Below are 14204 nucleotides of genomic sequence, written 5' to 3'. Positions count from 1 at the left end.
GAACGACATGGCCCACCTGGTACCCGCACTGCCCGACAGCATCTTCCGCGCCTATGACATCCGCGGCGTGGTCGGCAAGAACCTGCACGCCGAAACCGCCTATTGGATCGGCCGCGCCATCGGCGCCCAGACCCTCGCCCAGGGCGAGCCGCAGATCTCGGTCGGCCGCGACGGCCGCCTGTCCGGCCCGATGCTGGTCGAGCAACTGATCAAGGGCCTGGCCGACGCCGGTTGCCAGGTCAGCGACGTCGGCCTGGTACCGACGCCAGCGCTGTACTACGCCGCCAACGTGCTGGCCGGCAAGTCGGGGGTGATGCTCACCGGCAGCCACAACCCGTCGGACTACAACGGTTTCAAGATCGTCATCGCCGGCGACACCCTGGCCAACGAGCAGATCCAGGCCCTGCTGACGCGCCTGAAGACCAACGACCTGACCCGCGGCGAAGGCCGGGTGCAGAAGGTCGAAATCCTCGACCGTTACTTCCAGCAGATCACTGGCGACGTGAAACTGGCCAAGCGCCTGAAGGTGGTGGTCGACTGCGGCAACGGCGCCGCCGGCGTGGTCGCACCGCAACTGATCGAAGCCCTGGGCTGTGACGTGATCCCGTTGTTCTGCGAGGTCGACGGCAACTTCCCCAACCACCACCCGGACCCGGGCAAGCCCGAGAACCTCGAGGACCTGATCGCCAAGGTGAAAGAAATTGGCGCCGATATCGGCCTGGCCTTCGACGGCGACGGTGACCGCGTGGGCGTGGTGACCAACACCGGCAGCATCGTCTACCCCGACCGCCTGCTGATGCTGTTCGCTCAGGACGTGCTGTCGCGCAACCCGGGCGCCGAGATCATCTTCGACGTGAAGTGCACTCGCCGCCTCACCCCACTGATCGAGCAGCACGGCGGCCGCGCGCTAATGTGGAAGACCGGCCACTCGTTGATCAAGAAGAAGATGAAGCAGACCGGTTCGCTGCTGGCCGGCGAGATGAGCGGGCACATCTTCATCAAGGAACGCTGGTACGGCTTCGACGACGGCATCTACAGCGCCGCGCGCCTGCTGGAAATCCTCAGCAAGGCCGGCCAGGACGCCGAAACCCTGTTCGCCGCGTTCCCCAATGATATTTCCACGCCGGAAATCAACATTGATGTGACCGACGAGGGTAAATTCAGCATCATTGATGCACTGCAACGCGACGCCGACTGGGGCGTGGCCAACCTGACCACCATCGACGGTGTGCGGGTCGACTACCCACACGGCTGGGGCCTGGTCCGCGCCTCCAACACCACACCGGTGCTGGTGCTGCGCTTCGAGGCCGACAGCGAGGCAGAACTCGACCGAATCAAGGCTGTATTCCGCACGCAGTTGCTGCGAGTCCAACCAGACCTGCAACTGCCGTTCTGACGACTATCCGTTCCTTACCTGGAGCCCTGCATGACCCTCGATCGCGATGCCGCTTCCCATGTAGCCGAGGTTTTGTCCGAAGCACTGCCTTACATCCGCCGTTTCGTCGGCAAGACCCTGGTGATCAAGTACGGCGGCAACGCGATGGAGAGCGAGGAGCTCAAGACCGGCTTCGCCCGTGACATCGTGCTGATGAAGGCCGTGGGCATCAACCCGGTGGTCGTGCACGGTGGCGGCCCGCAGATCGGCGACCTGCTCAAGCGCCTGTCGATCGAGAGCCACTTCATCGACGGCATGCGCGTCACCGACGCGGCAACCATGGACGTGGTGGAGATGGTCCTGGGTGGCCAGGTCAACAAGGATATCGTCAACCTGATCAACCGCCACGGCGGCAGCGCCATCGGCCTGACCGGCAAGGACGCGGAGCTGATCCGCGCCAAGAAGCTGACCGTCACCCGCCAGACCCCGGAGATGACCACCCCGGAAATCATCGACATCGGCCACGTGGGCGAAGTGGTGAGCGTCAACACCGACCTGCTGAACATGCTGGTCAAAGGCGACTTCATCCCGGTGATCGCACCAATCGGCGTGGGCGCCAACGGCGAGTCGTACAACATCAACGCCGACCTGGTGGCCGGCAAGGTGGCCGAGGCGCTGAAAGCCGAGAAGCTGATGCTGCTGACCAACATCGCCGGCCTGATGGACAAGCAGGGCCAGGTGCTGACCGGCCTGACCACCGAGCAGGTCAACGAGCTGATCGCCGACGGCACCATCTACGGCGGCATGCTGCCGAAGATCAAGTGCGCATTGGACGCGGTCCAGGGTGGCGTCAACAGCTCGCACATCATCGACGGCCGCGTACCCAACGCTGTATTGCTGGAGATCTTCACCGACAGCGGCGTGGGCACCCTGATCACCAACCGCAAGCGGCACTGATCAGCCTTTCGGGCCTCTTCGCCAGCAGCCGGCTCTTGTAGGAGCCGGCTTACCGGCGAAGAGATCCGAAACGACAAAAAAAGGCGACCGCTTGGGTCGCCTTTTTCATTGTCGAGCCGGAATCAGATCCCGTACTGCGCGCGATACGCCTCGACTGCCGGCAGGTGCTGCTTGAGCTGTGGATCATCCGCCAGGAACTCCAGCACTTGCGTCAGCGACACGATGCTGACCACCGGGATGCCGAAATCGCGCTCGACTTCCTGGATCGCCGACAGCTCGCCGTTGCCGCGCTCTTCGCGGTTCAAGGCGATCAGCACGCCAGCGGCCTTGGCCTGTTGATTGCTGATGATCTGCATCACTTCGCGGATGGCGGTGCCGGCGGTGATCACGTCGTCAATGATCAGCACGTCACCGGCCAGCGGTGCGCCCACCAGGCTGCCACCTTCGCCGTGATCCTTGGCTTCCTTGCGGTTGAAGCACCATGGCACGTCAAGCTGGTGCTGGTCTGCCAGGGCCACCGCCGTGGCTGCAGCCAGCGGGATGCCTTTGTACGCGGGGCCAAACAGCACATCGAACGGGATCTTGCTGTCGACGATGGCCGCCGCGTAGCAACGCCCCAGCTGGGCGAGCGCGGAACCTGTGTTGAACAGGCCGGCATTGAAGAAGTACGGGCTGGTACGCCCCGATTTCAGGGTGAACTCACCGAAGCGCAGAACGCCGCGATCGATGGCAAAACGGATGAAGTCGCGCTGATACGGCTGCATGAAAGGTCCCGGACACCACGGATTTAGCTAAATGTGTTGAGCTCGGGTATCATACACGCACGAGATTTTTGGGGCCATTTATGCGGATCATCAGTGTGAACGTAAATGGCATTCAGGCTGCGGCCGAGCGTGGATTGCTCAGCTGGTTGCAAGCCCAGAATGCCGACGTCATCTGCCTTCAGGATACCCGCGCCTCGGCCTTTGAACTCGACGACCCAGCTTTCCAGCTCGATGGCTATTTCCTTTACGCCTGCGACGCGGAGGTGCCCACCCAAGGTGGCGTGGCACTCTACTCGCGCATGCAGCCCAAGGCAGTCATCACCGGCCTGGGCTTCGAGACAGCCGACCGCTACGGGCGTTATCTGCAAGCAGATTTCGACAAAGTCAGTATTGCCACCCTGCTGCTGCCTTCGGGCATGAACGGCGACGACGACTTGAACCAGAAATTCAAGTTGATGGACGACTTCGCCAAGTACCTGGACAAGCAGCGTCGCAAGCGTCGCGAATACATCTATTGCGGCTCGTTCTACGTGGCGCAGCAGAAGCTCGACATCAAGAACTGGCGCGACAGCCAGCAGTCGGTCGGCTTCCTGCCGCCGGAGCGCGCCTGGATGGACGCCATCACCGGCGACATGGGCTATGTCGATGCCTTGCGTGAAGTCAGCCGCGAAGGCGACCAGTACAGCTGGTGGCCGGACAACGAACAGGCAGAGATGCTCAACCTGGGTTACCGGTTCGACTACCAGATCCTCACCCCAGGCCTGCGCCGTTTCGTGCGCAATGCCCGCCTGCCGCGCCAGCCACGCTTCTCGCGCCATGCGCCGCTGATCGTGGACTACGACTGGACGCTGACCATCTAAACGCATCGAGGCCGCCTTGCGCCCTTCGCCGGCAAGGCCGGCTCCTACAGGATTTGTGCCGTACACACTGTAGGAGCCGGCCTTGCCGGCGAAGGGCCGCGAAGCGGCCCCGATGTCATTTGACGAACGTATCAGTCAGCCAACGCAGCCTGCTGCAGTTCGAAGATCTCGCCCATGCCCTTCTGCGCCAGCGCCAGCATGGCGTTGAAGTCTTCAGGCTGGAACGGCGCGCCTTCGGCGGTGCCCTGCACTTCGATGAAGCCACCGGCGCTGGTCATGACCACGTTCAGGTCGGTCTCGGCGGCGGAGTCCTCGAGGTAGTCGAGGTCGAGCACGGCCTCGCCCTGATACATGCCCACCGACACCGCGGCGATCATGTGCTTGAGCGGGTTGCCGCCCTTGAGACCACCACGCTTCTTGATCACCGCCAGGGCGTCGCACAGGGCGACCATGGCGCCAGTGATCGACGCGGTGCGGGTGCCGCCGTCGGCCTGGATCACGTCGCAGTCGACGTACAGCGTGATGTCACCCAGCTTGCTCATGTCCAGCGCGGCGCGCAGGGAGCGGCCAATCAGGCGCTGGATCTCGAGGGTGCGGCCGCCTTGCTTGCCGCGGCTGGCCTCGCGCTGGTTACGCTCGCCGGTGGAGCGCGGCAGCATGCCGTACTCGGCGGTCAGCCAGCCTTGGCCCTGGCCTTTGAGGAAGCGGGGAACACCATTTTCGACGCTGACCGTGCAGATGACCTTGGTGTCACCGAACTCGACCAGTACCGACCCCTCGGCGTGCTTGGTGTAGTTGCGGGTGATGCGGATCGAGCGGAGCTGATCGGCGGCGCGACCACTTGGACGTTTCATCTGGGATACCTGTACCGGGACTTTGAATCTGCCGAGCATTATAGGGCGCGACGCCCGGCGAGGACACGCCTATCGTCGCGCCCCGGGCAGCTTGTCGACTTTTCCCGTCGCCACCCCGGTGCACCTGTAGCATGGCTGGATTGGGCGCCCGGGCCGCACTGCGCTACAATCCTGCGCCTTGCAGCCGGAAGGCTTCCCCCGTTCACCCGAATTACGCGAGGTACTCCCCATGGTGCATAGCATGACCGCTTTTGCTCGTGTCGAGCGCGCTGGCAGCCAAGGCACCCTGGTCTGGGAGCTCCGCTCGGTCAACCACCGCTATCTCGAACCCCACCTGCGCCTGCCCGAGGCCCTGCGCGACCTCGAGGGCGCGGTGCGTGAAGGCCTGCGCCAGGGCTTGTCGCGCGGCAAGGTCGAATGCACGTTGCGGTTGAACGAGGACAGCACCGGCAAGCCGCTGCAGGTCGACCGCGAGCGCGCCGCGCAACTGGTCGCCGCCGCCGAGACCGTGGCCAGCCTGATCAAGCAGCCAGCCCCGCTCAACCCGCTGGAAGTACTGGCCTGGCCTGGCGTGCTGGTGGCGGATGCCACCGACCCCCAGGCACTCAACGCCGAAGCCATCGCCCTGTTCGATGAAGCCCTAACCGAACTCAAGGCGGGTCGTCAACGTGAAGGCGTCGAACTGGCCCGCCTGATCAACGAGCGCCTGGACAGCATGGCCACCGAAGTCGCCACCCTGCGCACCCTGGTGCCGCAGATGCTGGCCGTGCAACGACAGAAGATCCTCGACCGCTTCGGCGACATGAAGGCCGAGCTCGACCCGCAGCGCCTGGAGCAGGAGATGGTCCTGCTGGCCCAGAAGAGCGACGTGGCCGAAGAGCTGGACCGCCTCAGTACCCATGTCACCGAGGTGCGCCGGGTGCTCAAGTCCGGCGGCGCCGCCGGCCGGCGCCTGGACTTCCTGATGCAGGAACTCAACCGCGAAGCCAACACCCTGGGCTCCAAGGCCTTCGACCCGCGCAGCACGCAAGCGGCGGTCAACCTGAAGGTGCTGATCGAACAGATGCGTGAACAAGTACAGAACATCGAGTAAGGCCACCCCTACCATGAACCACAGCAGCGGCACCCTCTACATCGTTTCCGCCCCCTCCGGCGCCGGCAAGACCAGCCTGGTCACGGCGCTGATCAAGGACGACCAGCACGTCCGCGTTTCGGTCTCGCACACCACCCGCGCCATGCGCCCGGGCGAAGAGCACGGCGTGAACTATCACTTCGTCATCCATGAAGAATTCAAGGCGCTGATTGCCAAGGGCGACTTCCTGGAGCATGCCGAGGTATTCGGCAACTTCTACGGCACTTCGCGCAGCACCCTGCAGGAAACCCTCGACCAGGGCTACGACCTGATCCTGGAGATCGACTGGCAAGGCGCCCAGCAGGTGCGCAAGCTGATGCCCGAGGCACTGTCGGTGTTCATCCTGCCACCGAGCCAGGAGGCCCTGCGCCAGCGCCTTGATGGCCGCGGCCAGGACAGCGAGGAGATCATCGCCGGGCGCATGAAGGAAGCGGTCAGCGAGATGGTGCACTACGACGAATATGACTACGTCATCATCAATGATGACTTCGGCGTGGCGCTGGACGAGTTGAAGGCCGTGTTCAAGGCCAACCGCCTGCTGCTGAAGAAACAGCAACAGCGCCATGGGGCGCTGCTGGAACAATTGGTCGGCTGATGATTGCCGGGGCCTCTGCGAGGCCCTTTCCGGCCGGTCCGGCGCCCCGGCAAGGCCGCTCCTACAGAGGATCGCGTCGCCTGTAGGAGCGGCCTTGTGCCGCGAAAGGGGCGCAAAGCGCCCCAGCTTCATTCCTGCAACTGAATGGTCGCCTGCTGACGCAGAGTAGCCCCCAGGAAATACGCCGGCGCCCGCAGCCGCGAGAGCATCATCAACACGATCCCCAGCGCCGAGATGATCGCCGCGATCACGAACACCAACCCCAGCCCGCCCACATGCGAGCCGCTGCCGAAATCCGGCGAGGCGCTGTCGATCGCCGTGCGCACGAAGATCACCGACAGGATCACCCCACCCACCAGCGGGCACGCGCCGCGCATGAAGAAGTGGCGCAGGCTGTCGAACAGGCTGTGGCGGAAGTACCACACGCAGGCGAACGCGGTCAGCGAGTAGTAGAAGCAGATCATCATGCCCAGGGCGGTGATGGTATCGGCCAGCACGTTCTCGCTCAGGGTGCGCATGGTCACGTAGAACAGACCAGCGGCGACACCGGCGCAGATGGTCGCATAGCGCGGGGTCTGAGAACGCGGGCAGACCTTGGCGAAGCGCTGCGGCACGGCACCGTAGTAACCCATGGCCAGCAAGGTGCGCGCAGGCGAGACGAAGGTCGATTGCAGCGACGCCGCAGTGCTGGCCAACACCGCGATCGACATCAGGATCGCCAGTGGCCCCATGACCGGCCCGGCCAGGTGGGCGAAGACGTTCTCCTGGATGCGCGGGTTGTTCAGGCCCAGGCCATCCTCGCTGATCCCGGCGAATTGCAGGGTGGCAATGGCGGTCAGCAGGTACAGGCCCAGAATCAGCAACACCGTCCAGGTGGCGGCCTTGCCCGGTACTTCTTCACTGCCAACCGACTCTTCGCTGACGGTCAGGCACACGTCCCAGCCCCAGAAGATGAAGATCGACAGCGAAAGGCCCGCAGCGAACGCCGAGAACGACTCGACGCCGAACGGGTTGAACCAGGCAAGATCGAATGCCAGCGGCGGCGGCGCCGTGGTCTCGCTGAAGGCGGCGAAAGCAAACCCGATCAGCACCACCAGTTGCAACGCCACCAAACCGTACTGCACGGTCATGGTGGTGGCCATGCCCCGGCAACAGATCCACACCGCCAGGGCGATGAACACGCAACACGTGACGACGTTGATCAACAAGTTGTCCGCCAGGGCTGCCAGCTCCTGGTTGCCGGTGATCTGGGCGATGAACAGATAGAAGAAGTCGACCGCCACCCCTGCGAGGTTGGACAGCACGATGGTGGTGGCGACCACCAATCCCCAGCCGCCGATCCAGCCGATCATCGGGCCGAAGGCACGGGCCGACCAGGTGAAGGACGTGCCGCTGTCAGGCTCCGCCGAGTTCAGCTCGCGGTAGCCGAGGGCGACCAGCAGCATCGGCAGGAAGCCGACGATGAACACCGCCGGCAGGTGAGCGCCGACCTCGCGCACGGTCGGGCCGAGCGCGCCGGTCAGGGTATAGACCGGGGCGATGGTGGAAATGCCCAGCACCACGCTGGCCAGCAGGCCGAGCCGGCCTTTGGCCAGGCCTTTGCCACGCTGGGTGCTGCCCGAGTCGGCCGCGTCGGGTGGACGGCCGGCTTCTGTGTATTCGTTCATGAGTCTGTGCCGTAACTATTGGAATTGTTCTCACAGGCCCGCCGTAGAGGGCCCACTTTCACTCATTGAAAGCTTGCAATGGGGGCACGGTCATCCAGGACCTTCGGCTAACGTCACACTGTTTTCGGACGCACACCTTCCCGTGCAGCATGGGCAATGCAGGCCTCGCGGAACGCCTCGAACAGGCGCAGCGAAACCGGGTTTTCGGCGAAACGCCATTCAGGGTGCCACTGCACACCGAGTACAAAGCCCGGCGCATCAGGCATCGACACCGCTTCAATCAGGCCATCCGGGGCCCGTGCCTCGACGCGCAGGCCCGGGGCCAGGCGGTCGATGCCCTGGCTGTGCAGCGAGTTGACCTCGAACCGCGCAGCCAGGCCCAGGCGCTCGAACATCCCGCCCGGCTCGATACCGACGGGATGACGAGGGCCGTACTGCACCTCCAGGGGTGCATCCTCAGGTTCGCGGTGGTCCAGGTAGCCGGGCAATTCCTGCACGCGCTGGTGCAGGCTGCCGCCAAGGGCCACGTTCAGTTCCTGGAAGCCACGACAGACGCAGAACACCGGCACGCCGGCGGCAATCGCCGCCTGCAGCAGCGGCAAGGTCAGGCGGTCACGGGCAAGATCGTGCCGGGTGCCTTCCGCGCTGGGCGCGCCATTGTAATGATGCGGCTCGACATTTGAAGGCGAACCGGTAAAAAGAATGCCATCCAGGTGCGCCAGCAGCGCCTGCGTGTCGCTGCCGCGATCACGCGCCGGCAGGATCAGCGGCAGCCCGGCAAAGCCTGCGGCCTCGACATACTTGTCGCCCACCGTGTGCGACGAGTTCTTCCCCACCTGCTGGCGGCAGGCGCTGACACCGATCAAGGGGACCGCAATTGCGCTCATGGGCTTACACCGTGTGCAGGTACCAGTTGTACTCGAGGTCGGAGATCGACACTTCGAACTCGGCCAGCTCGCTCTCCTTGCAGGCCACGAAGATATCGATGTAGTCCGGGCTGATGTATTGGTTGAGGACTTCGCTGTCGTCCAGCGCGCGCAGGGCGTCGCGCAGGTTGTTCGGCAGGCTCTGTTCCAACTGTTCGTACGAGTTGCCTTCGATCGGCGCATCCGGCTCGACCTGGTTGGTCAGGCCGTGATGGATACCGGCGAGGATCGCCGCGAGCATCAGGTACGGGTTGGCGTCGGCGCCGGCCACGCGGTGCTCGATGCGCACGTTCTCACTGCTGTCGGTCGGCACGCGCACCGCCACGGTACGGTTGTCCAGGCCCCAGCTCGGCGCGTTGGGCACATAGAACTGGGCGCCGAAGCGGCGGTAGGAGTTGATGTTCGGGCACAGGAAGGCCATCGATGCCGGCATGGTTTCCAGCACGCCACCGATGGCGTGGCGCAGGGTGTCACTCTGCAGCGGGTCTTCCTGGGCGAAGATGTTCTTGCCGGTCTTCTTGTCCAGCAGCGAGATGTGCACGTGCAGGCCATTGCCCGCCTGGCCCGGGTAGGGCTTGGCCATGAACGTGGTGTCCATCTCATGGTCGTAGGCGACGTTCTTGATCAGGCGCTTGAGCAGGATCGCGTAGTCGCAGGCCTTCAGCGGGTCGGCGACGTGGTGCAGGTTCACTTCGAACTGCGCCGGGGCGCTTTCCTTGACGATGGCATCGGCCGGCAGGCCCTGCTCCTTGGCCGCTTCTAGCATGTCCTGCAGGCAGTCGGCGTATTCGTCGAGGTCGTCGATCAGGTACACCTGGGTGGACTGCGGGCGCTTGCCCGAGATCGGCGAGCGCGGCGGCTGCGGGCGGCCGTTGAGGTTGTCCTGGTCGATCAGGTAGAACTCCAGCTCGAACGCGGCGCAGATATCCAGGCCCAGGTCGTCGAACTTGCTCACCACCTGGCGCAGCACTTCCCGCGGGTCGGCGAAGAACGGCGCGCCGTCCAGCTCGTGCATGGTCATCAGCAGCTGTGCGGTCGGGCGTTTCTGCCACGGCTCGTCCGACAGTGTGCCGGGGATCGGGTAGCAGATGCGGTCGGCGTCGCCGATGTCCAGGCCCAGGCCGGTGCTCTCGACAGTCGAGCCATTGATGTCCAGGGCGAACAGCGAGGCCGGCAGGTTGATGCCCTTCTCGTACACCTTGTGCAGGCTGGCGCGCTCGATGCGCTTGCCGCGCACCACGCCGTTCATGTCGGAGATCAGCAGGTCGACGTATTGGGTATCCGGATGGGCATCCAGGAATTCATTCATCTCGCGGGAAGAACTGGCGCACGGAGAGACCGACGTCATGGCTGTACATCCTTTGATTCGGAGCGGCGATGTGGGGGGCTACGGCTGACGCCTCGAAGGGCGACGATGGAATTGCTGTTGTTCTTTTCACTGACCCATCGTGGGGGCTGGTTGCCGACCGGCTGCATTGATTCCCGGGGGCCGTTCCACTATAAAATGGCCTCCACGCAACAGACATTGGCATTTCGGCAAGCAGAGCGTGCATCAATGCAATATCAGATCAACCACGCCGACCTCTCCCTGGTCCTGGCACTGGAGCGCGGCCGCTCGCTGGCAAAGGCCGCCGAACTGCTCAAGGTCGACGTTTCCACGGTGTTCCGCTCGATCCGGAGATTGGAGTCGGCGCTGGGTACGGCCTTGTTCGTCAAGAGCCGCAAGGGCTACCTGCCCACAGATACCGCCCAGGCACTCGCCGAGCAGGCCGAACGCGCCGAACAGGCGCTGGATGCGGCGCGCATCGCCCTGACCAGCGGCGAGCAGGTGGTCAGCGGCACGGTCCGCGTGACCTGCACCGAAGCGGTCCTGCACAGCCTGCTGCTGCCGGCGCTCGCCGAGTTCATGCCCAACTACCCCGCGCTGTCGCTGGAGATGGGCACTTCCAACACGTTCGCCAACCTCAGCCGGCGCGATGCCGACATCGCCCTGCGCCTGACCAACACCCCACCGGAGCACCTGGTTGGCCGCTGCCTGGGCTCGACTTCCTACGTGATCTGTGGCCGCCCGGAGCTGCGCGAACGGCTCCAGGCGTCCGCCACCAGCGTGCCGTGGATCGCCCCCGACGATTCCATGCAGGACCATGCCACCGTGGTCTGGCGCAACCAGCACCACCCTGGGCTGGTACCGCGCTACCAATGCAGCGGCATGTCGACCATCGCCCAACTGGTGACCACCGGTCTGGGTGTGGCGGCGCTGCCCGACTACATGGTTCACGACCTGCCGGACGTGGAAGCCTTGAGCGGCCCGTTGCCCGGCTGCGACACGCAACTGTGGCTGCTGACCCGGCCGGATTGCCGGGCGTTGCGCTCGGTGCAGACGCTGTTCGAGGAACTGACCCCACGCCTACGCGACGCAATGTTGCGTTAACGCGCCAAGGCCGGTTGTTTTCAGGTAACAGGAACCGTTATCGTCCGAGTCAGGCTAGCCCGCGAACAGCACCGGCCGGAAGAGCACCCGATAAAACAGCCCTTCCCTATTGGCTGGTGATTTTTTAAACTATCGAGTCCGCCTGCCCATTCTGGGCGCACGCCTACCGCATTTGCTACTGAGGAAGACCATGGCCCGCGTAACTGTTGAAGACTGCCTGGAACACGTGGATAACCGCTTCGAGCTGGTCATGCTCTCGACCAAGCGCGCCCGCCAGCTCGCTACCGGCGGCAAAGAACCACGCGTTGCGTGGGAAAACGACAAGCCAACCGTCGTCGCCCTGCGTGAAATCGCCGAAGGCATCGTCACTCCAGAGTTCATCGCCGCCGAAGAGATCGTCACCGAAGATCCGGTATTCGCCGCGTTCGAGGACGAGAACAACGAGGCCGTCTGATTGATGCCCAGTCGACACCGTGCGGCGCAAGGCCCTCTTCTTCAGCAAGAGGTGAAACCATGCCGGGTATAGAAGCCCTCGCCGAACGGCTGTCGACGTATCTGGGCCCCGAACAGGTCAACCTGGTCCGGCGCGCCTACTTCTACGCCGAACAGGCCCACGATGGCCAGCGCCGCCGCAGCGGCGAACCCTACGTGACCCACCCGCTGGCGGTCGCCAGCATCCTCGCCGACATGCACATGGACCATCAAAGCCTGATGGCGGCCATGCTGCACGACGTGATCGAAGACACCGGCATCGCCAAGGAAGCCTTGAGCCAGCAATTCGGCGAGACCGTCGCCGAGCTGGTCGACGGGGTCAGCAAGCTGACCCAGATGAACTTCGAGACGAAAGCCGAGGCGCAAGCCGAAAACTTCCAGAAGATGGCCATGGCCATGGCCCGCGACATCCGCGTGATCCTGGTCAAGCTGGCCGACCGCCTGCACAACATGCGCACCCTGGAAGTACTGTCCGGCGAAAAGCGCCGGCGTATCGCCAAGGAAACCCTCGAGATCTACGCCCCCATCGCCAATCGCCTGGGCATGCACACCGTGCGCGTGGAGTTCGAGGACCTGGGTTTCAAGGCCATGCACCCGATGCGTTCGTCGCTGATCCACCGGGCGGTCAAGAGCGCGCGTGGCAACCGCAAGGAAATCGTCGCCAAGATCGAGACCTCGCTGGCCAACTGCCTGGCCGCCGACGGTATCGAGGGCGAAGTCAGCGGCCGGCAGAAACACCTCTATGGCATCTACAAGAAGATGCGCGGCAAGCGCCGTGCCTTCACCGAGATCATGGACGTGTATGCCTTCCGCATCATCGTCGACAAGGTCGACACCTGCTACCGCGTGCTCGGCGCCGTGCACAACCTGTACAAGCCGCTGCCAGGCCGGTTCAAGGACTACATCGCGATCCCCAAGGCCAACGGCTACCAGTCGTTGCACACCACGCTGTTCGGCATGCACGGCGTACCCATCGAGATCCAGATCCGCACCCGCGAAATGGAAGAGATGGCCAACAATGGCATCGCCGCGCACTGGCTGTACAAGTCGAACGAGGAAGAGCAGCCCAAGGGCAGCCACGCCCGTGCCCGCCAGTGGGTCAAGGGCATCCTCGAACTGCAGCAACGCGCCGGCAACTCGCTGGAATTCATCGAGAGCGTGAAGATCGACCTGTTCCCGGACGAGGTCTACGTGTTCACCCCCAAAGGCCGGATCATGGAGCTGCCCAAAGGCTCCACCGCCGTCGACTTCGCCTACGCGGTGCACACCGACGTTGGCAACAGCTGCATCGCCTGCCGCATCAACCGCCGCCTGGCGCCGTTGTCCGAACCGCTGCAGAGCGGCTCGACCGTCGAGATCGTCAGCGCCCCGGGCGCGCGCCCCAACCCGGCCTGGCTCAACTTCGTGGTCACCGGCAAGGCGCGCACGCACATCCGCCACGCCCTCAAGCAACAGCGCCGCTCCGAGTCGATCAGCCTCGGCGAGCGCCTGCTGAACAAGGTACTGACCGGCTTCGACAGCAGCCTGGAACAGATCCCCCAGGAGCGCATCCAGGGCATCCTCACCGAGTATCGCCTGGAACTGGTCGAAGACCTGCTCGAGGACATTGGCCTGGGCAACCGCATGGCCTATGTGGTCGCTCGCCGCCTGCTGTCGGCCGAAGGTGAACAACTGCCGGCCCCGGAAGGCCCGCTGGCGATCCGTGGCACCGAGGGCCTGGTGCTCAGCTACGCCAAGTGCTGCACCCCGATCCCGGGCGACCCGATCGTCGGCCACCTGTCGGCAGGCAAGGGCATGGTCGTGCACCTGGAAGACTGCCGAAACATCAGTGAAGTCCGCCACAACCCGGAGAAGTGCCTGCAACTCTCCTGGGCCAAGGACGTCACCGGCGAGTTCAATGTCGAACTGCGCGTCGAACTGGAACACCAGCGCGGCCTGATCGCCCTGCTGGCCAGCAGCGTCAACGCCGCCGACGGCAACATCGAGAAAATCAGCATGGACGAACGCGACGGCCGTATCAGCGTGGTCCAACTGGTGGTCAGCGTGCACGACCGCGTGCACCTGGCCCGCGTGATCAAGAAACTGCGTACCTTGACCGGCGTGGTCCGCATCACCCGGATGCGTGCGTAGTCCGCCAACCGCAAGGAGTCA

The 14204-nt window shown here is 64.2% G+C and carries 12 protein-coding genes and 1 pseudogene; 8 read left to right on the top strand and 5 right to left on the bottom strand.

Annotated elements, in window-relative coordinates; genetic code table 11:
• Positions 1-22: 22 nt before the first annotated feature.
• Positions 23-1396 (top strand): annotated as a pseudogene (locus P5705_RS14950) (phosphomannomutase/phosphoglucomutase); the annotation flags it as partial.
• A gap of 30 nt (positions 1397-1426) precedes the next feature.
• Positions 1427-2332, top strand: coding sequence for an acetylglutamate kinase (argB, locus tag P5705_RS14945; RefSeq protein WP_277461605.1), 906 nt, complete (start codon positions 1427-1429; stop codon positions 2330-2332).
• A 122-nt stretch (positions 2333-2454) separates the two neighbouring features.
• On the opposite strand, the gene pyrE is transcribed toward argB, so the two are convergent.
• A complete protein-coding gene (pyrE, locus tag P5705_RS14940) occupies positions 2455-3096 on the bottom strand; it encodes an orotate phosphoribosyltransferase (protein ID WP_277461604.1) in 642 nt (213 codons plus the stop codon).
• Positions 3097-3176: 80 nt separating this feature from the next.
• Here pyrE and P5705_RS14935 point away from each other — a divergent pair, with 80 nt between their 5' ends.
• A complete protein-coding gene (locus P5705_RS14935) occupies positions 3177-3956 on the top strand; it encodes an exodeoxyribonuclease III (RefSeq protein WP_011536402.1) in 780 nt (259 codons plus the stop codon).
• Positions 3957-4087: 131 nt separating this feature from the next.
• On the opposite strand, the gene rph is transcribed toward P5705_RS14935, so the two are convergent.
• Positions 4088-4810: a ribonuclease PH gene (gene rph, locus P5705_RS14930; protein WP_011536403.1), complete on the bottom strand. Its 723-nt coding sequence runs from the start codon at positions 4808-4810 to the stop codon at positions 4088-4090.
• A gap of 229 nt (positions 4811-5039) precedes the next feature.
• On the opposite strand from rph, the gene P5705_RS14925 reads away from it, so the two are divergent.
• On the top strand, positions 5040-5903 hold the full coding sequence (locus tag P5705_RS14925) for a YicC/YloC family endoribonuclease (protein ID WP_011536404.1): 864 nt from the start codon (positions 5040-5042) through the stop codon (positions 5901-5903).
• A 13-nt stretch (positions 5904-5916) separates the two neighbouring features.
• Positions 5917-6537, top strand: coding sequence for a guanylate kinase (gene gmk, locus P5705_RS14920; protein ID WP_277461603.1), 621 nt, complete (start codon positions 5917-5919; stop codon positions 6535-6537).
• Between the two features lie 128 nt (positions 6538-6665).
• Here the strand turns inward: gmk and P5705_RS14915 are convergent, their stop codons facing one another.
• The 3 genes from P5705_RS14915 to P5705_RS14905 form a co-directional block, all read right to left on the bottom strand.
• A complete protein-coding gene (locus tag P5705_RS14915) occupies positions 6666-8204 on the bottom strand; it encodes an APC family permease (RefSeq protein WP_277461602.1) in 1539 nt (512 codons plus the stop codon).
• Positions 8205-8317: 113 nt separating this feature from the next.
• Entirely contained in the window at positions 8318-9091 is a 774-nt protein-coding gene (locus tag P5705_RS14910; protein ID WP_277461601.1) for a gamma-glutamyl-gamma-aminobutyrate hydrolase family protein, read from the bottom strand.
• Positions 9092-9095: 4 nt separating this feature from the next.
• Positions 9096-10478 carry a glutamine synthetase family protein gene (locus P5705_RS14905; protein ID WP_431196948.1) on the bottom strand — a complete coding sequence of 461 codons (1383 nt, stop codon included), beginning with the start codon at positions 10476-10478 and terminating at the stop codon, positions 9096-9098.
• Positions 10479-10685: 207 nt separating this feature from the next.
• Between P5705_RS14905 and P5705_RS14900 the strand changes: the two genes are divergently transcribed.
• The 3 genes from P5705_RS14900 to spoT all read left to right on the top strand — a co-directional run bounded on the left by P5705_RS14900 (position 10686) and on the right by spoT (position 14183).
• Positions 10686-11561, top strand: a complete 876-nt coding sequence (locus tag P5705_RS14900; protein ID WP_213658910.1) for a LysR family transcriptional regulator — start codon at positions 10686-10688, stop codon at positions 11559-11561.
• 190 nt (positions 11562-11751) lie between these two features.
• Positions 11752-12015, top strand: coding sequence for a DNA-directed RNA polymerase subunit omega (gene rpoZ / locus P5705_RS14895; RefSeq protein ID WP_008091595.1), 264 nt, complete (start codon positions 11752-11754; stop codon positions 12013-12015).
• A 59-nt stretch (positions 12016-12074) separates the two neighbouring features.
• Positions 12075-14183 (top strand): bifunctional GTP diphosphokinase/guanosine-3',5'-bis pyrophosphate 3'-pyrophosphohydrolase, encoded by a 2109-nt coding sequence (gene spoT, locus P5705_RS14890; RefSeq protein WP_011536410.1) that lies wholly within the window; start codon positions 12075-12077, stop codon positions 14181-14183.
• Positions 14184-14204 lie beyond the last annotated feature (21 nt).

It is taken from the genome of Pseudomonas entomophila (assembly GCF_029478665.1).
GTDB classification, from domain to species: domain Bacteria; phylum Pseudomonadota; class Gammaproteobacteria; order Pseudomonadales; family Pseudomonadaceae; genus Aquipseudomonas; species Aquipseudomonas entomophila_F.
Note: the sequence above shows the minus strand (reverse complement) of the source record. Positions and strands in the feature narration are given on the sequence as shown.

Bases quoted from the DNA above. Each gene is read 5' to 3' on its own strand.
- argB (WP_277461605.1), top strand. From the start codon at position 1,427: ATGACCCTCGATCGCGATGCCGCTTCCCATGTAGCCGAGGTTTTGTCC.
- pyrE (WP_277461604.1), bottom strand. From the start codon at position 3,096: ATGCAGCCGTATCAGCGCGACTTCATCCGTTTTGCCATCGATCGCGGC.
- P5705_RS14935 (WP_011536402.1), top strand. From the start codon at position 3,177: ATGCGGATCATCAGTGTGAACGTAAATGGCATTCAGGCTGCGGCCGAG.
- rph (WP_011536403.1), bottom strand. From the start codon at position 4,810: ATGAAACGTCCAAGTGGTCGCGCCGCCGATCAGCTCCGCTCGATCCGC.
- P5705_RS14925 (WP_011536404.1), top strand. From the start codon at position 5,040: ATGGTGCATAGCATGACCGCTTTTGCTCGTGTCGAGCGCGCTGGCAGC.
- gmk (WP_277461603.1), top strand. From the start codon at position 5,917: ATGAACCACAGCAGCGGCACCCTCTACATCGTTTCCGCCCCCTCCGGC.
- P5705_RS14915 (WP_277461602.1), bottom strand. From the start codon at position 8,204: ATGAACGAATACACAGAAGCCGGCCGTCCACCCGACGCGGCCGACTCG.
- P5705_RS14910 (WP_277461601.1), bottom strand. From the start codon at position 9,091: ATGAGCGCAATTGCGGTCCCCTTGATCGGTGTCAGCGCCTGCCGCCAG.
- P5705_RS14905 (WP_431196948.1), bottom strand. From the start codon at position 10,478: ATGACGTCGGTCTCTCCGTGCGCCAGTTCTTCCCGCGAGATGAATGAA.
- P5705_RS14900 (WP_213658910.1), top strand. From the start codon at position 10,686: ATGCAATATCAGATCAACCACGCCGACCTCTCCCTGGTCCTGGCACTG.
- rpoZ (WP_008091595.1), top strand. From the start codon at position 11,752: ATGGCCCGCGTAACTGTTGAAGACTGCCTGGAACACGTGGATAACCGC.
- spoT (WP_011536410.1), top strand. From the start codon at position 12,075: ATGCCGGGTATAGAAGCCCTCGCCGAACGGCTGTCGACGTATCTGGGC.